The 25,095-nt window shown below is 49.2% G+C and carries 22 protein-coding genes; 10 read left to right on the top strand and 12 right to left on the bottom strand.

The features are described from left to right. Window positions 1-4: 4 nt before the first annotated feature. The 5 genes from yiaN to yiaK form a co-directional block, all read right to left on the bottom strand. Window positions 5-1,282 (bottom strand): 2,3-diketo-L-gulonate TRAP transporter large permease YiaN, encoded by a 1,278-nt coding sequence (yiaN, locus tag HEN21_RS16965; RefSeq protein WP_000153835.1) that lies wholly within the window; start codon window positions 1,280-1,282, stop codon window positions 5-7. A 2-nt stretch (window positions 1,283-1,284) separates the two neighbouring features. Beyond that, a complete protein-coding gene (gene yiaM / locus HEN21_RS16960; RefSeq protein WP_176252719.1) occupies window positions 1,285-1,752 on the bottom strand; it encodes a 2,3-diketo-L-gulonate TRAP transporter small permease YiaM in 468 nt (155 codons plus the stop codon). A 109-nt stretch (window positions 1,753-1,861) separates the two neighbouring features. Then, complete coding sequence (locus tag HEN21_RS16955) at window positions 1,862-2,782, bottom strand: DUF4862 family protein (protein WP_176252718.1); 921 nt, start codon at window positions 2,780-2,782, stop codon at window positions 1,862-1,864. A gap of 22 nt (window positions 2,783-2,804) precedes the next feature. Further along, window positions 2,805-3,269 (bottom strand): YhcH/YjgK/YiaL family protein, encoded by a 465-nt coding sequence (locus HEN21_RS16950; protein ID WP_176252717.1) that lies wholly within the window; start codon window positions 3,267-3,269, stop codon window positions 2,805-2,807. An 11-nt stretch (window positions 3,270-3,280) separates the two neighbouring features. Further along, window positions 3,281-4,279 carry a 3-dehydro-L-gulonate 2-dehydrogenase gene (gene yiaK, locus HEN21_RS16945; protein ID WP_176252716.1) on the bottom strand — a complete coding sequence of 333 codons (999 nt, stop codon included), beginning with the start codon at window positions 4,277-4,279 and terminating at the stop codon, window positions 3,281-3,283. 216 nt (window positions 4,280-4,495) lie between these two features. Between yiaK and yiaJ the strand changes: the two genes are divergently transcribed. Together yiaJ and HEN21_RS16935 are read left to right on the top strand one after the other, a co-directional pair. After that, entirely contained in the window at window positions 4,496-5,329 is an 834-nt protein-coding gene (gene yiaJ, locus HEN21_RS16940) for an IclR family transcriptional regulator YiaJ (protein ID WP_105285846.1), read from the top strand. A 101-nt stretch (window positions 5,330-5,430) separates the two neighbouring features. Further along, window positions 5,431-5,904 carry a 4Fe-4S binding protein gene (locus HEN21_RS16935; RefSeq protein WP_021549999.1) on the top strand — a complete coding sequence of 158 codons (474 nt, stop codon included), beginning with the start codon at window positions 5,431-5,433 and terminating at the stop codon, window positions 5,902-5,904. Window positions 5,905-6,054: 150 nt separating this feature from the next. On the opposite strand, the gene avtA is transcribed toward HEN21_RS16935, so the two are convergent. Together avtA and malS are read right to left on the bottom strand one after the other, a co-directional pair. After that, window positions 6,055-7,308 (bottom strand): valine--pyruvate transaminase, encoded by a 1,254-nt coding sequence (gene avtA / locus HEN21_RS16930; RefSeq protein ID WP_000144334.1) that lies wholly within the window; start codon window positions 7,306-7,308, stop codon window positions 6,055-6,057. Between the two features lie 176 nt (window positions 7,309-7,484). Continuing rightward, window positions 7,485-9,515 (bottom strand): alpha-amylase, encoded by a 2,031-nt coding sequence (malS, locus tag HEN21_RS16925; protein ID WP_176252715.1) that lies wholly within the window; start codon window positions 9,513-9,515, stop codon window positions 7,485-7,487. A 410-nt stretch (window positions 9,516-9,925) separates the two neighbouring features. Here malS and HEN21_RS16920 point away from each other — a divergent pair, with 410 nt between their 5' ends. Beyond that, window positions 9,926-10,750: a protein bax gene (locus HEN21_RS16920; RefSeq protein ID WP_105285844.1), complete on the top strand. Its 825-nt coding sequence runs from the start codon at window positions 9,926-9,928 to the stop codon at window positions 10,748-10,750. Window positions 10,751-10,959: 209 nt separating this feature from the next. On the opposite strand, the gene xylR is transcribed toward HEN21_RS16920, so the two are convergent. The 4 genes from xylR to xylF form a co-directional block, all read right to left on the bottom strand. Then, window positions 10,960-12,138, bottom strand: coding sequence for a D-xylose utilization transcriptional activator XylR (gene xylR, locus HEN21_RS16915; RefSeq protein ID WP_000494493.1), 1,179 nt, complete (start codon window positions 12,136-12,138; stop codon window positions 10,960-10,962). A gap of 77 nt (window positions 12,139-12,215) precedes the next feature. Beyond that, entirely contained in the window at window positions 12,216-13,397 is a 1,182-nt protein-coding gene (gene xylH / locus HEN21_RS16910; protein WP_000045978.1) for a xylose ABC transporter permease XylH, read from the bottom strand. After that, window positions 13,375-14,916 carry a D-xylose ABC transporter ATP-binding protein gene (gene xylG, locus HEN21_RS16905; RefSeq protein WP_176252714.1) on the bottom strand — a complete coding sequence of 514 codons (1,542 nt, stop codon included), beginning with the start codon at window positions 14,914-14,916 and terminating at the stop codon, window positions 13,375-13,377. The genes xylH and xylG overlap by 23 nt, the downstream gene beginning before the upstream one ends. 76 nt (window positions 14,917-14,992) lie before the next feature. Beyond that, entirely contained in the window at window positions 14,993-15,985 is a 993-nt protein-coding gene (gene xylF / locus HEN21_RS16900) for a D-xylose ABC transporter substrate-binding protein (RefSeq protein WP_000694881.1), read from the bottom strand. Between the two features lie 367 nt (window positions 15,986-16,352). Between xylF and xylA the strand changes: the two genes are divergently transcribed. From xylA to yiaA, 4 genes are all read left to right on the top strand, one after another. Then, entirely contained in the window at window positions 16,353-17,675 is a 1,323-nt protein-coding gene (gene xylA / locus HEN21_RS16895) for a xylose isomerase (RefSeq protein ID WP_001149551.1), read from the top strand. 71 nt (window positions 17,676-17,746) lie between these two features. Next, window positions 17,747-19,201 carry a xylulokinase gene (gene xylB, locus HEN21_RS16890; protein WP_000275355.1) on the top strand — a complete coding sequence of 485 codons (1,455 nt, stop codon included), beginning with the start codon at window positions 17,747-17,749 and terminating at the stop codon, window positions 19,199-19,201. A 167-nt stretch (window positions 19,202-19,368) separates the two neighbouring features. Beyond that, window positions 19,369-19,710: an inner membrane protein YiaB gene (yiaB, locus tag HEN21_RS16885; protein ID WP_010349691.1), complete on the top strand. Its 342-nt coding sequence runs from the start codon at window positions 19,369-19,371 to the stop codon at window positions 19,708-19,710. A gap of 45 nt (window positions 19,711-19,755) precedes the next feature. After that, the gene (yiaA, locus tag HEN21_RS16880) at window positions 19,756-20,193 is read left to right on the top strand and encodes an inner membrane protein YiaA (RefSeq protein WP_010349690.1); all 438 of its coding nucleotides are present in this window, start codon (window positions 19,756-19,758) and stop codon (window positions 20,191-20,193) included. A gap of 41 nt (window positions 20,194-20,234) precedes the next feature. Here the strand turns inward: yiaA and HEN21_RS16875 are convergent, their stop codons facing one another. After that, window positions 20,235-21,230 (bottom strand): acyltransferase, encoded by a 996-nt coding sequence (locus tag HEN21_RS16875; RefSeq protein WP_001182629.1) that lies wholly within the window; start codon window positions 21,228-21,230, stop codon window positions 20,235-20,237. 174 nt (window positions 21,231-21,404) lie between these two features. Here HEN21_RS16875 and HEN21_RS16870 point away from each other — a divergent pair, with 174 nt between their 5' ends. The 3 genes from HEN21_RS16870 to glyS all read left to right on the top strand — a co-directional run bounded on the left by HEN21_RS16870 (window position 21,405) and on the right by glyS (window position 24,789). Continuing rightward, on the top strand, window positions 21,405-21,704 hold the full coding sequence (locus tag HEN21_RS16870) for a YsaB family lipoprotein (RefSeq protein WP_000980219.1): 300 nt from the start codon (window positions 21,405-21,407) through the stop codon (window positions 21,702-21,704). A gap of 94 nt (window positions 21,705-21,798) precedes the next feature. Next, complete coding sequence (gene glyQ / locus HEN21_RS16865) at window positions 21,799-22,710, top strand: glycine--tRNA ligase subunit alpha (protein WP_001168544.1); 912 nt, start codon at window positions 21,799-21,801, stop codon at window positions 22,708-22,710. A gap of 9 nt (window positions 22,711-22,719) precedes the next feature. Further along, entirely contained in the window at window positions 22,720-24,789 is a 2,070-nt protein-coding gene (glyS, locus tag HEN21_RS16860) for a glycine--tRNA ligase subunit beta (RefSeq protein WP_105285841.1), read from the top strand. Window positions 24,790-25,095 lie beyond the last annotated feature (306 nt).

The following is a 25,095-nucleotide window of genomic DNA, read 5'->3' as shown; positions in this document are numbered from 1 at the left end:
CCTTTTAACTCATCCATTTAAGAGGAGCGGTAATAAGCTCCGGTATAAAAATAAATAATGCTAACAACATGAATAAAACCATGACGTAAGGCGCAACGCCTTTTACCGCATCGTCAAATTTAAGTTTTGCCACGCCGCATACCACGTTAAGGACGTTACCGACCGGGGGCGTAATCAGTGATATTGAACAGTTGATAATAAACATGATGCCGAAATAGACCGGATCTATTCCCGCTTCTTTCACTAATGGCATTAATACAGGTGTAAGAATTAATACGGTGGGCGTTAAGTCCATTACCGTGCTGATCACCATAATAGCGAGCATAATGACGATGAATAATAAGCGAGGCGAATCAACCAACGGTTGTAATAGCTCCGATACCATCATGGGTAATTCGGCGATAGTAATAAGCCATGCCGATACCGCAGCAGAAGCCACCAGGAACATGACCACGGATGTGGTTTTCGCCGCGTTAATCAGAACATGATAAAGCGTGGAGAAGGTCATTTCGCGATAGACCACCACCGAGACGAACAGAGCGTAGAAGGCGGCAACCGCGCCTGCTTCGGTAGGCGTAAATAACCCCGAACGGAAACCGCCAATAATAATTATCGGCAAAAAGAGCGCCCAAATACCGGAGACTAAAGATTGCCAGACTTCCCGCAGTGAGGCTTTTGGCTGGCAAGGCAGATTCAGCCGTTTTGCCTGCCACCACCAGGTAATCATCAGCGTGACGCCCATCATGATGCCCGGCGCGATGCCCGCCATAAACAGTTTACTGATAGAGAGTCCGCTGGAGACGCCGAAGATAATGAGTGGAATAGAGGGAGGGATAATGGCTGCAATAATACCGCCAGAACCGATAAGTCCGGCGGCGCGATTTACCGGATAGTTGGCCTGACGCATCATCGGCACCAGCAGCGCCGCGACAGCTGCGGTATCAGCAACCGCAGAACCGGAAAGGCTTGCCATGATCATTGCCGCCAGCACGCCAACGTAACCCAGACCGCCTGGCCTGTGACCCACCAGTTTCATTGGCAGGTCGACAATACGTTGCGACAGGCCGCCCGCATTCATGATCTCACCCGCCAGCACAAAGAAGGGAATGGCTAACAGAGAGAAACTGTCTGCACCGTTGACCAGCGTTTGCGCCAGAATTTGCACATCAAAGATATCCATCCAGAACATCAATGAGATGCCGCACAGCAATAATGCCCAGGCGATGGGAACACCAATCGCGATAGCGCCTAACAAACTGACAATAAATATAAGAATTGTCATCGTCAGACTCCTTGTTGATTTTGGCTGGTGGTATTTGTGAACTGCCGGTATAAATGACGCAATTCCAGCAATGCGATAATCAGGCTGGTGGGGATAGCGGCGGCGTACATTAAGCCAATGGGTACGCCGAGAATGGGCGATAAGTTACTCCAGTCCTGTGACGTTTTTTCTATTGCACCCCAGGCCAGACCCAGACACAGCAATAAAATGAGCGTATGGGTTAGCAGCGAAACACGTTGTTGATTAGTGGGAGAGAGTTTTTCGACTAAAAAAGTAACCTGCACATGGCTGTTGTCCATATAAGCAACGATAGCGCCAATAAAGGTTAACCAGACAAATAAAAGCCGGGATAATTCATCAATCGATAATATGCTTGTGTGAAATCCATATCGAAGAATGATATTAATAAAAATAATACAAGACAGTATTGCGATGATGAGCGCAAGAATGCCTTCGAGTATCCGTTTCATAACGAGTCCTTCTTGTTATGCAATATGTTTTCATTAATTAATGTTGTTGGTATTCGTAATATTTATTGGAGAGCGATTAATTAGAATCTGGCAAAATAAATGAATCGTTTTAAATAGATTCATTTAGAGAGTGAATGCCATTGCGTAATATTTCGATGCGGTGCTGAACATCAGCAGCAGCATGGATTTCTAATAATTTGATGCCCGAAAATTGCAATGTTGATGGTTCTGCTACATTAAATAACTCCCGAACATGATCTGTGGTCATCAGGCTTTCTGCACAGAATGGTGCAAACGGCGCGTGTAAATCCTGCCATTCTCCGTATGCTCCGTTTAGCGTCGTACCAGAGAACATCAACGCGCCGAGTTTCCCGGTCTGTTTCGCCATTTGGGTATGGGTCAGCGGCAACACTGTATTACGACCTTCAATGGCGGATCGCGCCCAGTTGATACAGATGCTGACGTCATAATCGGCAATGACTTCCAGCACATTTTCCAAAGGCAAAAAGCCTTTGCGGGGAGCGGCAGACGTCATGGCATCGCAGTGTTCCAGCACCAGTTTGCACGGCCAGTCCCAACTGGCGATTTCTTTCAACGAGCGGGCAAAAGCATCCGTCGCTTGCATAACATTGGGATTCGTTGCTAACGGTGCGGCCTGGATCTCCAGTGCGAGCACTTTATTAGCCTGCAATGAGTTGATTTTATGGAACAGGTGGCAATAGTACGCCACGCAGGCCTTGCGTTGTTCTTCATCGCTGGAGGCGAGACCAAAGCCGCTGTTTTCGCTGCGGCGACGCATGGTTTCCATCACAGCGGTGACGACAAATTTCCAGCTTTCCGGCGTATGGCGAAGTAACCATTGATCGCCAAGAGGATGGAAGTTTTCCAGGCAGGGTTGTTCCAGACCGCGAATATCAGGGGTATCTGATAATTGTCGCCAGAATTCCTTCTCTTCCTCTTCACTTCTTTGGTGGAAAGAAGGTGCACAGGGATACGCACCGATAATATAACCGGCATTATTCGCTTTCATTTTGTGCTCCAGTAATAACTTTTTATAAAGCGCAGAGGGCTACTTTAACCACGATTTTGCGGATTGCCATTGGGGCATTTTTATTACATGCCGGTCGGTGAACATCCTGCGGGAAGAAAATAGCGTAGCTACCCGGTATCATTTCTATAAATGATTCATGTTCACTATCTTGATAAAAAATAATATCGCGTTGCTCTAATAGTGATTCGCTGACTTTATTATTTCCCGTATCAATGGCGATACCTATTTTCTCTTCGCCCCAGGCCAGAAACTGAATATCCAGATAGCGCCGATGAACTTCAGGACGGTTTTCCACCGTCTCGCGTGTGGTTAAATCGATAATTTGCGCAAAAATATTCTTGCCGTCGATTTCGACAATGCCCGGCGGCAGGGCGTTGAAATCGGTGGTGCGCAGAAAATCGAGCGCCTTTTCAATGGCGACGGGCAAACGGCACGGATTAGGTTGTGTGATATGTCCAAAAATCATGGTCTATCTCCTTATAATGCCTGGATTTTTGCCCACACGCTGTCATCAATGGTAATTCCGTTACGACGGTTTTCTGCCAGCAGGGTAGTGAATTCGTGACCGGGTAAACGAATGGCCTGGTTTTCGTCTGCGCGCTCGGCGCTAGTAACGTAATCCATAATGCGTTGCAGTTTGGCATCGCGGGTGGAACCGTCGATCAGTTTGTCCACTTCAATGGCAATAAAGATTTGTGAAATGCCGTACTCGTCGCTGTTGTCCTGGGTGACTTCAGCAACCGATGCGCCGTCAGAAAGGAGAGTGGCGATCATATCCAGCACAATCGACATGCCAGAACCTTTCCAGTAACCCATCGGTAAAATGCGGCGATTTTTCTCGATAACGCAAGGTTCTTTGGTCAAATTGCCCTCATCATCAAACCCGCCATCGACCGGCAGCTCGCGTCCCGCCAGACGATTCACTTCTAACATGCCGTAGGAGAACATCGACATCGACATATCGACCATGGTGATGGGTGAAGAAGGAATAGCGACGATCAGTGGGTTGGTGCCGATGCGACACTCTTTTGCGCCCCACGGCGGCATTACGGCGATAGAGTTGGTCCAGCAGATGCCGATATAGCCTTTTTCCGCCGCCTGCCAGCCGTAGCTGCCGCCGCGCATCCAGTGGTTGGCATTGCGTAACGCGACCAGGCCAATCCCGTGAGTTGCCGCCAGTTCAATGGCGCGATCCATCATCTTTTTCGCCGTCAGGTTACCGATCGAACGCTGGGCGTCCCACTGCTCAATCGCGCCGAGGCTGGTTATACGTTTGGGTTGGGCGTCAGGAATGATATCGCCGTTTTCCAGTTGCTGAATGAAACGGGGGAAGCGGTTAACGCCATGAGAATAAACGCCGGATTCGGTGGTGCGGGCGAACATCTCTGCACAGGCATCGGCTGTTTCGCTGTCAACGCCACGTGAAATTAATACCCGATTAAAGGCTGTTTTTAACTGCTCAAATGTCACTTTCATCCCTGGCTTCCTTGTGTTTGTTGATCGCTTTTTTAGCTTAAAATTCCACTATGCGAAATTTGATTTCAAATATATCGATCGCTTTTTAACAAAGCAATCCGCGCCATGATTTTCAAAAATTATTAAAATCAAATAGTTACAAATTATCTGTCGAGATCGTGAACTGCGACACACTTTGCGTTACCATCAGGGTGCGATAAAAAGGGGAAGAAAGCGATGGGAAAAAAAGAGCACGAGTTGGCGCAGGAAAAAGAGCGCCCAGCTGGAAGTCAGAGCCTGTTTCGCGGGTTGATGCTGATTGAGATTTTGAGCAACTATCCAAACGGTTGTCCGCTGGCGCATCTCTCTGAACTGGCTGGCTTAAATAAAAGCACGGTCCATCGTTTATTGCAGGGGCTACAGTCCTGTGGCTATGTGACAGCTGCGCCCGCTGCGGGGAGTTACCGCCTGACCACAAAATTTATTGCTGTCGGGCAAAAGGCGCTGTCGTCGCTGAATATCATTCATATTGCCGCGCCGCATCTTGAGACGCTGAACATCTCCACTGGTGAAACCATTAACTTTTCCAGTCGAGAAGATGATCACGCTATTTTGATTTATAAACTGGAACCTACTACCGGTATGCTACGAACTCGCGCCTATATTGGTCAGCATATGCCGCTCTACTGTTCGGCGATGGGTAAGGTTTATATGGCGTTTGGGCATCAGGACTACGTGAAATCGTATTGGGAAAGCCATCAGAATGAAATCCAGCCGCTAACCCGCAACACCATTACCGAACTGCCCGCGATGTTCGATGAACTGGCGCGCATTCGTGAAAGCGGCGTGGCAATGGACAGAGAAGAGAATGAACTCGGCGTCTCCTGTATTGCTGTTCCGGTGTTTGATATTCATGGGCGGGTGCCGTATGCGGTGTCGATTTCGCTTTCGACATCACGCCTGAAACAGGTGGGGGAGAAAAATCTCCTGAAACCGCTGCTTGAAACTGCGCAGGCTATCTCCAATGAACTGGGATTTACCGTCCGGGATGACCAGGGCGCGATCACATAACGCTTTTGGCAGGTGGCAAAACTTTAATATTTCCTTCGTTGGATCAAAGCAATAATGGCGCACTCTCTGGCACGCTGCGGTTTTAGTGCAAAGGAGTGATCATGAACCGGTTTATTATTGCTGATGCGACGAAATGTATCGGTTGCCGTACCTGTGAAGTGGCTTGCGCAGTGTCGCATCAGGAGAATCAGGATTGCGCTTCGTTGTTACCTGGCGAGTTTATTTCCCGTATTCGTGTCATCAAAGACCACACCTGGACCACGGCAGTAGCCTGTCATCAGTGTGAAGATGCACCGTGCGCGAATGTTTGCCCTGTGGACGCTATTCGCCGCGAACATGGGCATATCTTCGTTGAACAATCACGTTGTATTGGCTGTAAAAGTTGTATGCTGGCTTGTCCGTTTGGTGCGATGGAAGTGGTTTCTTCGCGCACAAAGGCGAGGGCGATTAAGTGCGATCTGTGCTGGCATCGGGCGACGGGACCGGCCTGTGTTGAAGCTTGCCCGACAAAGGCGTTGCAATGTATGGATGTTGAGAAAGTGCAGCGGAATCGGCTACTACAGCAGCCTGTTTGAGACATTATTCCGGCGGTTCTCAACGCCGGAATAGTGCGTTTCGTTTATGCCGGGTGCGGCGTGAACGTCTTATCTGGCCTACAAAATCTTACAAATTCAATATATTGCAGAAATTATGTGGCCTGATAAGCGCAGCGCATCAGGCAATTTTTAATGACTCTCAGCCCAGGCGCGTTCAATCTCTTCCGCCAGAATCTTCACACCTGCCTCGATTTTCTCCGGCTCCGGCACATAGTTCATGCGCATACATTGATGCGTATGCGGCCACGGTTTATCCAGCCCAGGGAAGAAGTTGTGTCCTGGCACCATCAGCACGCCGCGCGCTTTAAGCCGCTGGTAAAGCTGCTCGGTGGTAATCGGTAAATCCTTAAACCATAGCCAGAGGAAAATAGCGCCTTCGGGTTTATGAATCAGGCAGCGATCTTCTGGTAAATAACGGCGAATGATGGCGATAGTTTCCTGAACACGCTGGTAGTAGAACGGCTTGATGACCGTTTCTGACAGGCGCAGCAGATCGTTACGCTTAATCATTTCGCACATCATCGCCGGACCAATACCACCAGGCGCCAGGCTGATAATGCCGTTCATATTCGTGATGGCGGTGATGATTTTTTCATTGGCGATGATAATGCCGCAGCGCGAACCTGGCAGCCCCAATTTAGAAAGGCTCATGCACAGCACGATATTCGGATTCCACAGTGGGCGCGCTTCGCTGAAGATAATGCCAGGGAACGGGACACCATAAGCGTTATCAATCACCAGCGGAATACCGTGCTGATTTGCCAATGCATCTAGCTTCAGCAACTCTTCGTCAGTAATCACATTGCCTGTTGGGTTCGTCGGTCGGGAGACGCAAATCATCCCGGTCTCTTCGCCAATATGCAGATGTTCAAAATCGACGTGGTATTTAAACTGGCCTTCTGGCAGCAGTTCAATATTTGGACGCGCAGAGACGAAAAGATCTTCTTCCAGTCCGGCGTCAGCGTAGCCAATGTATTCCGGTGCCAGCGGGAACAGCACTTTTTTGACCCGACCATCGGCGCGGCGTCCGGCAAACAGATTAAATAAGTAGAAAAACGCGCTCTGGCTGCCGTTTGTTAGTGCAATATTCTGTGGTTCGATATCCCAACCCAGCTTCTCGCGTAGCATTTCGGCAAGTAGTGTGAGTAGCTCCGTTTTCCCCTGCGGGCCGTCGTAATTACACAGCGCATCAGTGGCTTTGCCGCTTTCCAGCATGTCGGTAAGCAGCGTCTGGAAGTAGTCCTGCATTTCTGGGATCTGCGCCGGATTGCCGCCGCCGAGCATAATCGCGCCGGGCGTGCGTAAGCCGTCGTTCAGATCTTCCATCAGCAGCGTAATGCCGGAGTGGCGGGTAAATTTGTCACCAAAAAGGGAGAATGTCATAGCGGGATATCTGTCGAACTCTGTAGCAAGGAAAGTAACAATAACGCTACATTTGCTGGGGTGCAAATCGGGTTGCTGCAAGAGGATTGGCGTATCATGCTAAGCTTTATGATATGTCTGGTCTTTTATACTGGAATACGGCTTCCCGACATACTGCAAGTGGGAAGCCGGAAAAGTTACTGTTGCCCCGCCCAGACAACCATCACTTTATCGTCGCCATGTTCACGGACAAATCCATAACCTTGTTTCAGTGACAATGTGGTCTGCTTACCCGCGCCAATCGCTGGATGGCGGGCGCGGAACTGACCGAGGCGTTGCCAGTGCGCAACGCTGGCGGCAGATTTACCGTTAACATCCTGCCAGTTCATATCCGAACGCGTGCCTTGCAGCGGATCAGAACCGGTAGCTCCGAACGGACGCGAGGATTCATCACCATAAAAGATTTGCACCGCACCTGGCGCTAATAGCAATAGCTCTGCTGCTTTGTCGCCCCCTTCGCGGAACAGGCGGGTATCATGCGACGAGAGGTAGCTCAACACGTTGAAATCCTGCAATTTATCTGCCATTTGCTGCCAGGTGGTATCCATCTGTGCCAGACAATCGACAGCTTTCGCCGCCTGTTCCTGATAATCGAAATTGATCATCGCATCGAAGCCGTGGCGATAGTAGTCACTTTGCATTACGCCATGACCCCAGGCTTCGCCGGTCATCCAGAAAGGTTTGTCATCTAACGCTTTATCGGGGTTAGCTTTTTTCCATTCGCGAAGTGCGGCGCTGGCTTCGGTTTTCAGTTGCTGCCAGGCGGGCAACTCAACATGTTTGGCGGTGTCGACCCGAAAACCATCAATCCCGTAGTCGCGAACCCACTGGCTTAACCAATGCGTTAAATAATCGCGGGGGGTAAAACCATCGATGGCTTTAGCGTGGGTATCCGGTTTGTTTTTATAGAACACCGGCAGACCTGAAGCGGTGGTAGATTCGGTCTTTATATCCGGCAAAAAGGCCAGCGACATGGTGAGATCGTCGAATCCAGGATTGTCGTAATCGCCAATATCCGTTCTGATCCAGTTTTTTCCCCACCATTTATCCCAGCCTGTTTTGTCGCTGAAATTAATGTAATCGTTAAAGCTATGCCAGGTTTGCCCGGCGGCGGGTTTCCAGTCGCTCCAGCGGTCACCCAGTGTTTTTTTCAGCTCATCACCGGAAAGGTATAACGCGCCAAACTGATACTCCTGCATATCCGCCAGCGTGGCATAACCGGTATGGTTCATCACCACATCAAAGAGAATACGAATACCGCGCTGGTGTGCGCTATCAACCAGCGCCTGTAGATCGGCTTCGTTGCCCATATTTGCATCAAGATTCGTCCAGTCCTGTGTGTAATAACCGTGGTAGGCATAGTGCGGGAAATCGCCTTTTGTACCACCGCCCACCCAGCCGTGAATTTGCTCAAACGGGGCGCTGATCCACAGGGCATTGACGCCCAGCTGCTGGAGATAATCCAGTTTGTTGGTCAGGCCGCGTAAATCGCCGCCGTGAAAAGTGCCAATTTCCGCCATACTGTCTTTATGACGACCGTAGCTCTGATCATTGCTGGGATCGCCGTTTTCGAAACGGTCTGTCAGCACAAAGTAAACAGTGGCGTTATGCCAGTCGAAAGAGGCAGAGGTGTCAGTTTCTGCCCGTTCCAGTAGTAGTAAGCCGTTACTGGTGGCGGCAGGTTGTAATGTAATTTGGCCGTTTTTCACTGTCGCGATTTGTTGGCTGTAATAATCACGGACAGGCGCACCTTCCGGGAAGGTGGCACTGACATCAAGCGTAAGTGGGCGACCATCCCATTTCGGGCATTCACGGATTGGGGTTGCTATTGGTTCGGCGGTGTTTGGGATCGATATCATCAGCGTCGGCGTGCCGGAGCGGGTGTCGATTTGCAGCGTATATTCGCCATCTCTGAACAATCGCCATTGTGGCGGTGTGTTGTTGCAAGGTTGCAGGGAAAGCATCTGATTGAGTTTTATCGCATTCACCGGCTGCCAGCACTGTTGGTCAAAATTTAGCGTTAGTGGACGCGTACCTTTAGCCAGCTTCGCGTGGCTGACAAATGTTCCTGTCCCCTGTTCGGTAAAGGCGGGGAACCCCGGCGAAGTCCAGCTGGCGGCAATGGCAAAGCCGGGAAGGAGTGTCAGAAAACAGGCGGCAAGTTTCATGGCGGGTGAGTCCTTATTGCTGCGATTTCAGACAGTTTGCCAGCGAATAACCAGACAAAACTCATCCCTGAGTAGTAAGTCCACAGGATGAGACGCAGGGGTGAGCGATCGCGCGCAAAAAACGGCTGAATTTTGCGATAAAATCCACATTTTCTGCGATCTTGCACCAATCTGAACCATTACCACGTGACATTGTTTCAGATTTGGACTATTCCTTGGGGTGCGCTTGACCGCTATTTTTGATATGATTTGAGATTCAACTCTCAAATTTGGGAAAAATATTACTCTAAATCATTCGAGTTGCAGGACAAAACACCAATGGCGTTTTGAACAGCGTTTACGCAGCACATGCAACTTGAAGTATGACGAGTATAAGGTGTTTGAATGATTAAATCCGATCAGGAGACCTGATGATTTTGACTCCCATACGACGATATGGGGCGATGATTCTTATGTTACTCACTCTGGTGTTTTCGAGTGAGGTGTTAGCGAAGACGCACACGACAACAACGAGTCAACAGTCCCACTTAACTAAAGCTAGTAATAAACAGGTAAGCAGTAAACAAGAGTATTCTCGCAATAGTGCAAAGAGCAGTTCACTTCCTGATTTGCGAAAATACCCTTCCGGAACACCAAGAAAAAAAGCGTTTCTCCGGACTGTAATGCCCTATATTACCAGCCAAAATGCTGCCATTACGGCGGAACGTAACTGGCTGATCTCAAAACAGTACCAGGGGCAATGGTCGCCTTCAGAGCGTGCACGTCTGCAAGACATTGCCAAACGCTATAAGGTGAAGTGGTCCGGTAATACGCGAAAAATCCCGTGGAATACGCTGCTCGAACGTGTAGACATTATCCCGACCAGTATGGTGGCGACGATGGCTGCAGCAGAAAGCGGTTGGGGAACGTCGAAACTGGCGCGTAGCAACAACAACCTGTTCGGCATGAAGTGCATGAAAGGACGTTGTACCAATGCGCCGGGTAAAGTGAAGGGGTACTCACAGTTCAGTTCTGTAAAAGAATCGGTGAGCGCCTATGTCACTAACCTGAATACGCATCCGGCTTACGCTTCTTTCCGCAAATCACGTGCACAATTGCGTAAAGCGGATCAGGAAGTTACCGCCACAGCGATGATTCATAAGCTGAAAGGTTATTCCACGAAAGGGCAGAGCTATAACAACTACCTGTTCGCGATGTACCAGGATAACCAGCGGTTAATCGCCGCGCATATGTAATTGCATTCCCTTGAGCCTTATCCGACTTGTTGGTCGGATAGGGCTTTTGTTCGCATCAGGTGGTTGTGCTGAGTTACCTGATGCGACGCTGGCGCGTTTTATCATGCCTGGCGGGTAGGTCGGATAAGGCGTTCACGCCGCATCCGACAACCACGCAGCGTTGCCTGATCCGACGCTTCTCATCACGCATGGTGGATTTTCCCCTCCCGCTACAGCATTACCTCGCTATTTACATCGCGATACTCTTTTGGTGTCGTGTCATACGCTTTTTTAAATACAGAGTAGAAATATTGCAGCGATGGATAACCACACATTTGCGATATCTCATTGATCGACAAGGTAGTAGAAATCAGCAGGCTGCGCGCTTTCTCCAGCTTCTCGGCATGAATCATGGCGTGAATAGTTTCACCCACTTCTTCTTTAAACCGTTTTTCAAGATTGGATCGCGATATGCCCACCGCATCCAGAACCTGATCCACTTTAATTCCTTTGCAGGCATGATTGCGGATGTAATGCATGGCCTGAATAACGGCGGGATCGGTCAACGAACGGTAATCCGTTGAACGCCGTTCGATGACACGGACTGGCGGAACCAAAATCCGCTGCAACGGCATCTCTTCTTTATCTAATAAGCGATGCAAAAGTTTTGCCGCCTGATAGCCCATTTGTCGGGCACCCTGCGCAACAGAAGAGAGGGCGACACGCGAAAGATAGCGGGTCAATTCTTCGTTATCTATGCCAATCACGCATAATTTTTCCGGTACGGGGATGTGCAGATGCTCGCATACTTGCAGAATATGCCGCGCCCGGGCGTCAGTGACGGCAATAATCCCTGTTTGCGGTGGCAGTGTTTGCAGCCAGTCTGCCAGCCGATTCTGCGCGTGTTGCCAGTTCTCTGGTGCGGTTTCCAGCCCCTGATAAACCACACCTCGGTACTTCTCTTCAGCCACAAGCTGACGAAAGGCATACTCGCGTTCGGCGGCCCAGCGTTTGCCGCTCGACTCTGGCAGACCATAAAAAGCAAAGCGGTTAACGCCTTTCTCTTTTAAATGCAAAAATGCGCTTTCAACCAGCGCATAGTTATCGGTGGCAATGTAATGTACGGGCGGATAGCTTTCTGCCAGGTGATACGAGCCACCAACCCCAACAATAGGGACGTTGACATCAGCCAATGCTTGCTCGATTTGTTTATCGTCGAAGTCGGCGATGACGCCATCTCCTAACCAGTCCTTGATTTTATCAATGCGGGCGCGGAAATCTTCTTCAATGAAAATATCCCATTCCGATTGCGACGCCTGTAAATATTCCCCTACACCTTCTACTACTTGACGGTCATAGGCTTTATTAGCATTGAACAGCAACGTGATGCGATGACGTTTAGTAAACATGGTTCTTTTCCTGCTGAATCATGCAAAAACTCAAAACCGGTAATACGTTACCGGCTTTGAGAAAATTTTTATCAAAATCAGGAACGGCGTTTGGTTGCGGAGTCCATCCATACTGCCAGCAACAGAATCGCACCTTTGACGATATACTGCCAGAAGGTCGGTACATCCATCATACTCATACCGTTATCCAACGAAGCCATGATGAATGCCCCCATTACTGCACCGGCAACACTCCCCACACCGCCTGCCAGACTAGTACCGCCAATTACGCATGCTGCAATCGCGTCCAGCTCGGCGATATTCCCCGCAGAAGGTGAACCAGCGCCAAGTCGAGAACTAAGAATTAACCCGGCGATGGCTACCATCAAACCGTTGATAGCAAACACGGCAAGTTTTGTTCGTTCAACGTTAATCCCGGATAGCCGCGCCGCTTCCAGATTACCGCCAATAGCGTAAATACGTCGCCCAAAGGCTGTCCGTGTTGCCATAAACATTCCACCGAGTAACAGCAACGTCAGCAGCAGAACAGGAGTGGGAACGCCACGGTAATCATTTAGCAGCCAGATTGCGCCTAAAACGATGATAGCCGTTAATGCCTGGCGACCGACCACCGCCGTAGATGCCGGAGACTGCAAACCCAAAGCCTGACGGCGCATTCTTCCGCGCCATTGCCAGCCGACAAAAGCCATTAAACCAAGCGCGCCGATGATGAAACCGGTACTGGCTGGTAGATAGCTTTGCCCAATTTGTGACATCGCGGCGCTGGTGGGGGAAACGGTCGTGCCGTTGGTGATACCAATCAGGATGCCGCGAAATGCCAACATACCTGCCAGGGTGACAATAAATGACGGGACTTTGCGGTACGCGACCCACCACCCATTCCACGCTCCGAGAAGCAGTCCCAGAACCAATGTCACAATGATAGTGAGTGGCAGCGGCCAACCCAACCAAACGTCACAGATAGCGGCGACCCCGCCTAGTAGCCCCATCATGGAGCCGACCGAGAGGTCGATTTCAGCAGAAATTATGACGAACACCATACCTACCGCGAGAATGCCGGTAATTGCGGTCTGGCGCAGCAGGTTGGAAACGTTACGGGCGCTTAAGTAGGCACCATCGGTGGTCCAGGTAAAGAACAGCATGATTGCGATGATCGCTGCAATCATCACGAAGACCTGTAAATTCAGTGATTTCAGCCCAGAAAAGCCACCGGATGTCGGTACGGCTAATTTCACTTCAGACGGATTGCTTTTCGACATGATGTTCGCTCCTCAATGCGGCTTCCATCACCTGCTCCTGAGTCAGGTTATGATTTATCAGGTTGGCTTTTAGTTTTCCTTCATGCATCACCAGCACACGATCGCTAAGGCCGAGTACTTCAGGTAATTCAGAAGAGATGACAATAACGGCAATACCTTGCTGGACGAGTTGGTTAATTAATTTGTAGATCTCGTATTTAGCGCCAATATCAATACCCCTGGTGGGTTCATCAAGAATGAGAATGCGTGGATTTAATAGCAGGCAGCGTGCGAGGATCGCTTTTTGCTGATTGCCACCGCTTAAACGTCCAATAGCAAGGTCGGGGGAGGATGTTTTAACTTTGAGTTGCTGGATGGATTCCAGAATACATTTTTGCTCTGCGGCATCATCAAGCTGGCTGATCCCTCCGGTAAATTTATTGAGTGCGGCGAGAGTGATATTTTTACCAACCGCCATTACCGGAACGATACCATCGCGCTTTCTGTCTTCTGGCACCATCGCAATACCCTGGGCGATCGCTTGCTGGCAGTTGTGAATATCCACCTGTTTGCCGTCAATATAGATTTTCCCTTCCCACTGTCCGGGCCAAACGCCAAACAGGCATTGAATGGTTTCGGTGCGTCCGGCACCGACCAGTCCGGCAATACCCAGTATTTCACCGCGTTTCAGAGAAAAAGAGACATCGTTAACCCGTTTAATATGACGATTAACCGGATGCCACGCCGTCAAGTGCTCAATACGTAATATTTCATCACCAGTGATATGCGGTTCGTTAGGGTAAAGTGCCGTTAATTCTCGCCCTACCATCATAGTGATAATATCGTCTTCGCTCATTCCGGCTGCATCACGTGTTCCTATATGCTGACCGTCGCGAATAACGCAAATCGTATCGGAAATTGCTTTAACTTCGTTGAGTTTGTGCGAAATATAGATACAGGCGATACCGTGTTGTTGCAGATCGCGAATAATATCCAGTAAAACCGACGTTTCCTGCTCAGTTAATGAGGCTGTCGGTTCATCAAGAATTAATAAACGCACTTGCTTATTAAGCGCCTTGGCAATTTCAACCAGTTGTTGTTGCCCAAGCCCTAAATCGCCAACACGGGCATCTGGTGAAATGGATAAACTGACCTGCGCTAATAGCTTCTGGCAGCGTAGCGTCATCTGGTCATAATCCATAATCCCATTGTGGGTTATTTCGTTACCCAGGAAGATATTTTCCAGCACGGTCAATTCTTTCACCAGGGCCAATTCCTGGTGAATGATGGCGATACCTTTGCGTTCGGTATCGCGGATGTGACTTGCCTGAATCTCTTCGCCAGCAAAAATAATTTCGCCTTCGTAGGAACCATGAGGATAAATTCCACACAGCACTTTCATCAGCGTTGATTTACCAGACCCATTTTCCCCACAGAGTGAGACGATTTCGCCAGCGTTTAGCCGCAAGCTGACGTTATCTATCGCCTTCACGGTGCCGAAGGTTTTGGTAATGTTCTTCATTTCAAGTAGATAAGACATAACGACTCCACCTAAGCCAATCAGTTCATGCGGCATGGAGAGAAATCACGCCCCGGTCAGCGCCGGAGCGTGACGCTTAAAGCTCGCTCTCTTTGTGGAATCCGTCTTTAATTACCGTATCTTTGATGTTGTTTTTATTAACATCGATTGGTGTCAGCAGGCGGGATGGAACATCTTTCAGACCATTATTCAGTGTGGTATCTGCTTTTGGTTCCTGACCATTGCCCAACTCAACGGCAATTTCTGCGGCAGTATTTGCCAACAACGTAATGGGTTTATACACCGTCATAGTTTGCGTACCGGCAGCAATACGTTTTATGCCCGCGAGATCCGCATCCTGACCGGAAATTGCCACTTTGCCTGATAAACCTTGAGCACTTAATGCCTGAATCGCCCCGCCAGCGGTAGCATCGTTTGAGGCAACAACCGCATCAATTTTGTTATTGTTGGCAGTTAGCGCATTTTCCATAATTTTCAGCGCATTTTCCGGTAACCAGCCATCAACCCATTGGTCGCCAACGACTTTAATTTTTCCTGAGTCAACATAAGGTTTTAATACTTTCATTTGCCCGGCGCGAAATAGCTTGGCGTTGTTATCGACCGGGGAGCCACCCATCAGGAAATAATTGCCCTGTGGGACGATATCAACCAGGGCTTTTGCTTGCAGTTCGCCGACTTTTTCATTATCGAAAGAAATATAAAAATCTATATCTGCATCATTAATCATGCGGTCGTAAGCTAATACTTTTATACCTTCTTGTTTGGCTTCTTTTACAACGTTACTTAATACCTGACCGTTATATGGAATAATGACAAGAACGTCGACGCCCCGGTTAATCATGTTTTCAATCTGCGACATTTGGGTTTCTTCATTGCCATTCGCAGATTGTACAAATACTTTTGCGCCGAGAGATTCTGCTTTTTTAACAAAGATATCCCGATCTTTTTGCCAGCGTTCAAGACGAAGATCGTCAATCGCCATTCCTATTTTTACTTCTTTGGCGTGCGCTGCGACGTTAGTAAGCAGGAGTGAGGTGCAAAGGGTGAGTAAGATGTTCTTTATTTTCATGATTCAGAGGCCTTCTGTTGTTAGAGGTCAGCTTAAAAAAGTAACAATCACCGCGATAAACGTAACCAATTTTTAGCAACTAAACAGGGGAAAACAATTACAGATTTTTATCTTTCGATTACGATTTTTGGTTTATTTCTTGATTTATGACAGAGATCTTACTTTTGTTGATTAATTGTACTTGTTGCATTTTTCTATTCGAGAAATCACCCAATTTCATCATTCCATATTATTTTTGCGAGCGGGCGCACACTTGTGAATTATCTCAATAGCAGTGTGAAATAACATAATTGAGCAACTGAAAGGGAGTGCCCAATATTACAACATCATCCATCACACGCGGCATTACCTGATTATGGAGTTCATTATGCAAGCCTATTTTGACCAGCTCGATCGCGTTCGTTATGAAGGTCCGAAATCCTCTAACCCGTTAGCATTCCGTCATTACAATCCCGACGAACTGGTGTTGGGCAAGCGTATGGAAGACCACTTGCGTTTTGCCGCCTGCTACTGGCACACCTTCTGCTGGAACGGGGCGGACATGTTTGGTGTGGGCGCTTTTAATCGTCCGTGGCAGCAGCCTGGCGAAGCTCTGGCGCTGGCGAAGCGTAAAGCCGATGTCGCATTCGAGTTTTTCCACAAATTACATGTGCCTTTTTATTGTTTCCATGACGTGGATGTTTCCCCGGAAGGCACATCGTTAAAAGAGTACATCAATAACTTTGCGCAAATGGTCGATGTGCTGGCTGGCAAGCAAGAAGAGAGCGGCGTGAAACTGTTGTGGGGAACCGCTAACTGCTTTACTAACCCTCGCTATGGCGCGGGCGCGGCGACGAACCCAGATCCCGAGGTCTTTAGCTGGGCAGCTACACAAGTTGTTACCGCGATGGAAGCAACGCATAAACTGGGTGGTGAAAACTATGTGCTGTGGGGCGGTCGTGAAGGTTACGAAACTCTGTTGAATACCGATCTTCGTCAGGAGCGTGAACAGCTTGGTCGCTTTATGCAGATGGTGGTTGAGCATAAACATAAAATCGGTTTCCAGGGCACGCTGCTTATCGAACCGAAACCGCAAGAACCGACCAAACATCAATATGATTACGATGCCGCAACGGTTTACGGTTTCCTGAAACAGTTTGGCCTGGAAAAAGAGATTAAACTGAATATTGAAGCGAACCACGCGACGCTTGCGGGTCACTCTTTCCACCATGAAATTGCCACAGCCATTGCGCTTGGTCTGTTCGGTTCTGTCGATGCTAACCGTGGCGACGCGCAATTGGGCTGGGATACTGACCAGTTCCCGAACAGCGTGGAAGAGAACGCGCTGGTAATGTATGAAATCCTCAAAGCAGGTGGTTTCACGACCGGTGGTCTGAACTTTGATGCCAAAGTACGTCGTCAGAGCACTGATAAATACGATCTGTTCTACGGTCATATTGGGGCGATGGATACGATGGCGCTGTCACTGAAAATTGCAGCACGCATGATTGAAGACGGCGAACTGGATAAACGCGTAGCGCAGCGTTATTCCGGCTGGAATAGCGAACTGGGTCAGCAAATCCTGAAAGGCCAAATGTCATTGGCTGATTTAGCAAAATATGCTCAGGACAACAATCTGGCGCCGGTGCATCAGAGTGGACGCCAGGAGCAACTGGAAAATCTGGTAAATCATTATCTGTTCGACAAATAACGGCTAATTGTGCAGTCCGCAAGCCCGGTTATCGGTAGCGATACCGGGCATTTTTTTAAGGAACAATCGCTATGTATATCGGGATAGATCTTGGCACATCGGGCGTAAAAGTTATTTTGCTCAACGAGCAAGGTGAAGTGGTCGCTTCGCAAACGGAAAAACTAACCGTTTCGCGTCCGCATCCACTCTGGTCGGAGCAAGATCCGGAACAGTGGTGGCTGGCGACTGGTCGCGCGATGAAAACCCTGGGTGAACAGCATTCTCTGCGAGACGTTAAAGCATTGGGTATTGCCGGGCAAATGCATGGTGCAACTTTACTTGATGCTCAGCAGCGGGTGCTACGTCCCGCCATTTTGTGGAACGACGGGCGCTGCGCGGAGGAGTGTGCTTTGCTGGAAGCGCGAGTTCCGCAGTCGCGGGATATTACAGGCAACCTGATGATGCCCGGATTTACCGCGCCTAAATTGCTGTGGATTCAGCGAAATGAGCCAGAGATATTCCTTCAGGTAGACAAAGTATTATTGCCGAAAGATTATTTGCGTCTGCGGATGACGGGAGAATTCGCCAGTGATATGTCTGATGCAGCTGGCACCATGTGGCTGGATGTCGCAAAGCGTGACTGGAGTGATGTTATGCTGGAGGCTTGCCAGTTATCTCGAGATCAGATGCCAGCATTATACGAAGGCAGCGAAATTACCGGCACTTTGCTACCTGAGGTTGCAAAAGCGTGGGGAATGAATGCAGTGCCGGTTGTTGCGGGCGGCGGCGATAATGCGGCTGGCGCGGTTGGTGTGGGTATGGTTGATGCCAACCAGGCAATGTTATCGCTGGGGACTTCAGGCGTTTATTTTGCGGTGAGCGAAGGTTTCCTAAGTAAGCCGGAAAGTGCCGTACATAGCTTTTGTCATGCATTGCCGCAGCGTTGGCATTTAATGTCTGTGATGTTGAGTGCGGCGTCGTGTCTGGACTGGGCGACGAAATTAACCGGTCTGAGTGATGTCCCTGTTTTAATTGCCGCAGCCCAGCAGGCCGATGAGAGCGTCGATCCTGTCTGGTTTTTGCCTTATCTTTCTGGCGAGCGTACGCCGCACAATAATCCACAGGCAAAGGGCGTTTTCTTCGGCCTCACCCATCAACACGGCCCCGCAGAACTGGCACGCGCGGTACTGGAAGGCGTGGGGTATGCGTTGGCGGATGGCATGGATGTCGTACATGCCTGTGGCATTCAACCGCAAAGCATTACACTGATTGGTGGCGGAGCGCGTAGCGAGTACTGGCGTCAGATGCTGGCGGATATTAGCGGTCAGCAACTGGATTACCGCACGGGGGGGGATGTGGGGCCAGCATTAGGCGCAGCAAGGCTGGCACAGATTGCGGTAAATCCAGATAAATCTCTCATTGAGTTGTTGCCGCAACTTCCTTTAGAACAGTCGCATCTGCCGAACGCGCAGCGTTATGCTGCTTATCAGCCACGGCGTGAAACGTTCCGTCGTCTCTATCAGCAACTTCTGCCGCTAATGGCATAATATTTCCCCCTGCCTTATGTGGCGGGGGATAATCTCCATCTATATATATTTAGAATATATTAATTTTTTATATGGATTTATTCTGAAAATCATTTGTTAATGGTGTTTTTCAGTTTTGTCTTTCGTTGGTTACTCGTAATGTATCACCGGTAGATACGGAGATCGTTATGAAAACCTCAAAGACTGTGGCAAAACTATTATTTGTGGTCGGGGCGCTGGTTTATCTGATTGGATTATGGATCTCATGTCCATTGTTAAGTGGCAAAGGCTATTTTCTTGGCGTGTTAATGACGGGGACTTTTGGCAACTATGCCTATCTGCGCGCAGAGAAACTCGGGCAACTGGATGATTTCTTTATTCGCATTTGCCAGTTAGTTGCGTTAATCACTATCGGCCTTTTGTTTATCGGCGTTTTAAACGCACCCATTAACGCTTATGAAATGGTGATCTACCCGATTGCCTTTTTTGTTTGCTTGTTTGGTCAAATGCACTTGTTTCGCTCGGCATGATCGCCATAAAGCTCTTAATAGTTCAGGAATGAAAGGAAATCTGTGATGGAAAACAAAATATCAACCTATTCTCCGGCATTCAGTATTGTGTCATGGGTAGCTCTTGCTGGTGGTATCGTTACCTATCTGTTGGGGCTATGGAATGCAGAGATGCAGCTAAATGAAAAGGGATATTATTTTGCCGTATTGGTGTTAGGGCTGTTTTCGGCAGCTTCCTATCAAAAGACCGTTCGGGATAAGTATGAAGGTATTCCTACCACATCTATTTATTATATGACCTGCCTGGTGGTATTTATCATCTCTGTCGCGTTACTGATGGTAGGTCTGTGGAATGCAACGTTATTACTCAGTGAAAAAGGCTTTTATGGTCTGGCCTTCTTTTTAAGCTTGTTTGGTGCAGTAGCGGTGCAGAAAAATATCCGTGATGCCGGAATCAACGCCCCAAAAGAAACGATGGCTGCGCAGGAAGAATATAGCGAATAATCCAGGTAAGCCCGGTCAGCCCAGTGTGACCGGGTTTTTACTTAACTCACTAATCTGTTTTTATCGATTCGTTGCACCAGCACAGAAAGTAACAAGCTTGCTGCCAGCGTCGCGCAAAAGATCCAAATAATATCCAGTATTGGCCAGCTTTTAAGCTCAATACCACTGGTGCGCAGCGCATGGATAATCAACGCGTGGAACCCGTATATACCCAGAGAATGACGGGATATTAGTCCAAGCCCGCTAACAGTACGCGTATCCAGTGTATTTTTTACCAGAGTCAGTAACGCAATTGCGCAGATAAAAACCATCGGCCCACAGTAAAGATACCAGGTATCGGCAAAATTTCCGCGCCACCGTAATTCATATAATGTCCCACGAGAGATAATAAATACCCCGGCTATAAATAGTGCGGCGCTCATCCACGACAGTGGCTTATGTTGCGTGTCCATCATCCCAATGGCGCGGCCCAACATGCCATACAGGATGTAGTAAAAGGTATCGCCATTGATATATAAGTTAATTGGTAGCCATTCAAAACCGTCGATCTTCTGTGGCACTGTGTTTGGGTTGGCGATGATGCCAATCACCACCATTAGCACCAACAACATTTTACCGCCGACGTGCTTTACCTGAATCAGCGGCGAAACCAGATAAATCACCGCAATCGCGAAGAAAAACCATAAGTGATAAAACACCGGCTTTTGCAGCAGATTTTTCAGCGATAACTCCACATTGATGGAAGTAAACAGTGCAATGTAGAGCAGTGCGACAGTGCTATAAAACAGCAGGCATAAGCCGATACGTAAGAAATGACGCAGCTGGGCGCTACGTTCGCCAAAAAAGAGATAGCCGGAAATCATGAAAAATAGCGGTACGCTGACACGAGAGGCAGAATTTAGAATATTCGCGATATCCCAAGTGATGGGGTTAACACTATGGGCATTGGTCACATACCAGGTAGTGGTGTGAATCATCACCACCATTAAACACGCTATCCCTCGCAGGTTATCAATCCAGTAAATTTTGGGCTGCATCTGTGTCTCTGTATCTGGTTAAAAAAAGTCTGACCGATAAATCATTCGGTTGGCGCACTGGAATAATCTGAGTTTTATCACTACAGCTTATAGAGGCTTGAGGAAATTCGTAAGATATCAGCCACTATACCGATATAAATAATAAGACTCACCTGCAAACCAGACGGTAATTTAATGATGATGAACTATTTCTTTCCGGCAATGGTGCTTATGGTGTTAGTGGGATGCTCGACACCGCCACCCGTACAGAAAGCACAACGGGTAAAAGTTGATCCTCTGCGTTCGTTGAATATGGAAGCCTTGTGCAAGGATCAGGCAGCAAAACGTTATAACACCGGCGAGCAAAAAATCGACGTCACCGCATTTGAACAGTTCCAGGGGAGTTACGAAATGCGCGGCTATACCTTTCGGAAAGAGCACTTTGTCTGTTCTTTTGACGCGGATGGCCATTTTTTGCATCTTTCCATGCGTTAAGCCCTGCTTTTTCCCGTTTCGTACTGTATATCTTCCATCCAGCGGGTATACTGATCCCTTCCTTTAAATCCACACGTATCCAGCACGAAATAATATGCAAAAGTTTGATACCAGGACCTTCCAGGGCTTGATCCTGACCTTACAGGATTACTGGGCTCGCCAGGGCTGCACCATTGTTCAACCATTGGACATGGAAGTCGGCGCGGGAACCTCTCACCCAATGACCTGTCTGCGCGCGCTGGGGCCAGAACCGATGGCGGCTGCTTATGTCCAGCCTTCTCGTCGCCCGACCGATGGTCGCTACGGCGAAAACCCCAACCGCTTACAGCATTACTATCAGTTCCAGGTGGTGATTAAGCCATCGCCGGACAATATCCAGGAGCTGTACCTCGGTTCTCTGAAAGAGCTGGGCATGGATCCGACTATCCACGATATTCGTTTCGTGGAAGATAACTGGGAAAACCCGACGCTGGGTGCCTGGGGTCTGGGCTGGGAAGTGTGGCTGAACGGCATGGAAGTGACTCAGTTCACTTACTTCCAGCAGGTTGGTGGTCTGGAGTGTAAACCGGTTACCGGCGAGATCACCTATGGTCTGGAACGTCTGGCGATGTACATTCAGGGCGTAGACAGTGTTTATGACCTGGTCTGGAGCGACGGCCCGCTGGGTAAAACCACTTATGGCGACGTGTTCCATCAGAACGAAGTGGAGCAGTCCACTTATAACTTCGAATACGCGGACGTGGACTTCCTGTTCACCTGCTTCGAGCAGTACGAGAAAGAAGCGCAGCAGCTACTGGCACTGGAAAATCCGCTGCCGCTGCCTGCCTACGAGCGTATTCTGAAAGCCGCCCACAGCTTCAACCTGCTGGATGCGCGTAAAGCTATCTCCGTCACCGAGCGTCAGCGTTATATTTTGCGCATTCGCACCCTGACCAAAGCAGTGGCAGAAGCATACTACGCTTCCCGTGAAGCCCTCGGCTTCCCGATGTGCAACAAAGATAAGTAAGAGGCGGCTATGTCTGAGAAAACTTTTCTGGTGGAAATCGGCACTGAAGAGCTGCCACCAAAAGCACTGCGCAGCCTGGCTGAGTCCTTTGCTGCGAACTTTACTGCGGAGCTGGATAACGCTGGCCTCGCTCATGGCACCGTTCAATGGTTTGCTGCTCCGCGTCGTCTGGCGCTGAAAGTAGCTAACCTGGCGGAAGCGCAACCGGATCGTGAAATCGAAAAACGCGGCCCGGCGATTGCCCAGGCTTTCGACGCCGAAGGCAAACCGAGTAAAGCAGCAGAAGGCTGGGCGCGTGGCTGCGGGATCTCCGTTGACCAGGCCGAGCGTCTGACTACTGACAAAGGTGAATGGTTGCTGTATCGCGCTCACGTGAAGGGCGAAAGCACCGAGGTGCTTGTACCGAACATGGTAGCCACTTCGCTGGCGAAACTACCGATCCCGAAACTGATGCGCTGGGGCGCGTCTGACGTGCACTTTGTGCGTCCGGTGCACACCGTAACTTTGCTGCTGGGCGATAAAGTCATTCCGGCAACTATTCTGGGTATTCAGTCCGATCGCGTAATTCGCGGACATCGCTTTATGGGTGAGCCGGAAATTACCATCGACAATGCCGATCAGTATCCGGAAATTCTGCGTGAGCGCGGTAAAGTCATTGCCGATTACGAAGAGCGTAAAGCGAAGATTAAAGCCGATGCTGAAGAAGCGGCGCGTAAGATTGGTGGTAATGCTGACTTAAGCGAAAGCCTGCTGGAAGAAGTGGCTTCGCTGGTTGAATGGCCGGTTGTTCTGACCGCGAAATTCGAAGAAAAATTCCTCGCTGTACCGTCTGAAGCACTGGTTTATACCATGAAAGGTGACCAGAAATACTTCCCGGTGTATGCGAATGACGGCAAACTGCTGCCGAACTTTATCTTCGTTGCCAACATTGAGTCGAAAGATCCGCAGCAGATCATTTCCGGTAACGAGAAAGTCGTTCGTCCGCGTCTGGCGGATGCCGAGTTCTTCTTCAACACCGACCGTAAAAAACGTCTGGAAGATAACCTGCCGCGCCTGCAAACCGTACTGTTCCAGCAACAGTTGGGGACACTGCGCGATAAAACTGACCGCATTCAGGCTCTGGCTGGCTGGATCGCTGAACAGATTGGCGCTGACGTTAACCACGCAACTCGTGCGGGGCTGCTGTCCAAGTGTGACCTGATGACTAACATGGTCTTTGAGTTCACCGACACCCAGGGCGTTATGGGTATGCACTACGCGCGTCATGATGGTGAAGCGGAAGATGTCGCGGTGGCGCTGAACGAGCAGTATCAACCGCGCTTTGCTGGTGATTCCCTGCCGTCTAACCCGGTAGCCTGCGCACTGGCGATTGCTGACAAGATGGATACCCTGGCGGGCATCTTCGGTATTGGTCAGCATCCGAAAGGTGATAAAGACCCGTTTGCGCTGCGTCGTGCGGCGCTGGGCGTGCTGCGTATTATCGTTGAGAAGAACCTCAATCTTGATCTGCAAACGCTGACCGAAGAAGCGGTGCGCTTGTACGGTGATAAGCTGACTAACGCCAATGTGGTTGATGACGTTATCGACTTTATGCTCGGTCGCTTCCGCGCCTGGTATCAGGACGAAGGTTACACCGTCGACACCATCCAGGCGGTACTGGCGCGTCGTCCGACTCGTCCGGCTGATTTCGATGCGCGTATGAAAGCAGTATCGCACTTCCGTACCCTGGAAGCAGCGGCAGCACTGGCGGCGGCGAACAAGCGTGTATCTAACATTCTGGCGAAATCAGACGAAGTGCTGAGCGATCGCGTGAATGCCTCCACCCTGAAAGAGCCGGAAGAAATTAAACTGGCGATGCAGGTGGTCGTATTGCGCGACAAGCTGGAGCCGTACTTCGCTGAAGGTCGTTACCAGGATGCGTTGGTCGAGCTGGCTGAGCTGCGTGAACCGGTTGATGCCTTCTTCGATAAAGTAATGGTTATGGTTGATGATAAAGATCTGCGTATCAACCGCCTGACCATGCTGGAAAAACTGCGCGAATTATTCCTGCGCGTTGCGGATATTTCTTTACTGCAGTAATAACTCCTTTATTAAAAAGTCTGCCAGATGGCAGACTTTTTTTATCACTAAATAATACAGCTACCTGTAATAATCTTCTGCTGAATAAAAATTATCTCATATATTAATTTCATGAGATTTTTTTTCGGAATTTATTAAGGAGAGGAAAAGAGGTTATTACGCTAAAATAAGTCTGGGTGCTTGAGACTGTTTGTCTCAGGTATTCACCAAAAGGCAGACAGAGAAAAGCCCCACCTGACTATAAATCAAAGTGTACTGCACCCATTTTGTTGGACGATGAAATGGAATAGCCCCTAATATGTCAAA

The organism is Escherichia sp. 93.1518 (assembly GCF_013368915.2).
Classification (GTDB): domain Bacteria; phylum Pseudomonadota; class Gammaproteobacteria; order Enterobacterales; family Enterobacteriaceae; genus Escherichia; species Escherichia ruysiae.
This window is presented reverse-complemented; position numbering and strand designations above follow the sequence as displayed.

Excerpts from the sequence above, each read along its gene's own strand:
- HEN21_RS16870 (WP_000980219.1), top strand. The coding sequence starts at position 21,405 with ATGATGATGAACTATTTCTTTCCGGCAATGGTGCTTATGGTGTTAGTG.
- yiaK (WP_176252716.1), bottom strand. The coding sequence starts at position 4,279 with ATGAAAGTGACATTTGAGCAGTTAAAAACAGCCTTTAATCGGGTATTA.
- yiaB (WP_010349691.1), top strand. The coding sequence starts at position 19,369 with ATGAAAACCTCAAAGACTGTGGCAAAACTATTATTTGTGGTCGGGGCG.
- HEN21_RS16950 (WP_176252717.1), bottom strand. The coding sequence starts at position 3,269 with ATGATTTTTGGACATATCACACAACCTAATCCGTGCCGTTTGCCCGTC.
- yiaM (WP_176252719.1), bottom strand. The coding sequence starts at position 1,752 with ATGAAACGGATACTCGAAGGCATTCTTGCGCTCATCATCGCAATACTG.
- yiaN (WP_000153835.1), bottom strand. The coding sequence starts at position 1,282 with ATGACAATTCTTATATTTATTGTCAGTTTGTTAGGCGCTATCGCGATT.
- xylA (WP_001149551.1), top strand. The coding sequence starts at position 16,353 with ATGCAAGCCTATTTTGACCAGCTCGATCGCGTTCGTTATGAAGGTCCG.
- xylR (WP_000494493.1), bottom strand. The coding sequence starts at position 12,138 with ATGTTTACTAAACGTCATCGCATCACGTTGCTGTTCAATGCTAATAAA.
- yiaA (WP_010349690.1), top strand. The coding sequence starts at position 19,756 with ATGGAAAACAAAATATCAACCTATTCTCCGGCATTCAGTATTGTGTCA.
- HEN21_RS16920 (WP_105285844.1), top strand. The coding sequence starts at position 9,926 with ATGATTTTGACTCCCATACGACGATATGGGGCGATGATTCTTATGTTA.
- yiaJ (WP_105285846.1), top strand. The coding sequence starts at position 4,496 with ATGGGAAAAAAAGAGCACGAGTTGGCGCAGGAAAAAGAGCGCCCAGCT.
- malS (WP_176252715.1), bottom strand. The coding sequence starts at position 9,515 with ATGAAACTTGCCGCCTGTTTTCTGACACTCCTTCCCGGCTTTGCCATT.
- glyS (WP_105285841.1), top strand. The coding sequence starts at position 22,720 with ATGTCTGAGAAAACTTTTCTGGTGGAAATCGGCACTGAAGAGCTGCCA.
- HEN21_RS16875 (WP_001182629.1), bottom strand. The coding sequence starts at position 21,230 with ATGCAGCCCAAAATTTACTGGATTGATAACCTGCGAGGGATAGCGTGT.
- HEN21_RS16935 (WP_021549999.1), top strand. The coding sequence starts at position 5,431 with ATGAACCGGTTTATTATTGCTGATGCGACGAAATGTATCGGTTGCCGT.
- avtA (WP_000144334.1), bottom strand. The coding sequence starts at position 7,308 with ATGACATTCTCCCTTTTTGGTGACAAATTTACCCGCCACTCCGGCATT.
- glyQ (WP_001168544.1), top strand. The coding sequence starts at position 21,799 with ATGCAAAAGTTTGATACCAGGACCTTCCAGGGCTTGATCCTGACCTTA.
- xylG (WP_176252714.1), bottom strand. The coding sequence starts at position 14,916 with ATGTCTTATCTACTTGAAATGAAGAACATTACCAAAACCTTCGGCACC.
- xylH (WP_000045978.1), bottom strand. The coding sequence starts at position 13,397 with ATGTCGAAAAGCAATCCGTCTGAAGTGAAATTAGCCGTACCGACATCC.
- xylF (WP_000694881.1), bottom strand. The coding sequence starts at position 15,985 with ATGAAAATAAAGAACATCTTACTCACCCTTTGCACCTCACTCCTGCTT.
- HEN21_RS16955 (WP_176252718.1), bottom strand. The coding sequence starts at position 2,782 with ATGAAAGCGAATAATGCCGGTTATATTATCGGTGCGTATCCCTGTGCA.
- xylB (WP_000275355.1), top strand. The coding sequence starts at position 17,747 with ATGTATATCGGGATAGATCTTGGCACATCGGGCGTAAAAGTTATTTTG.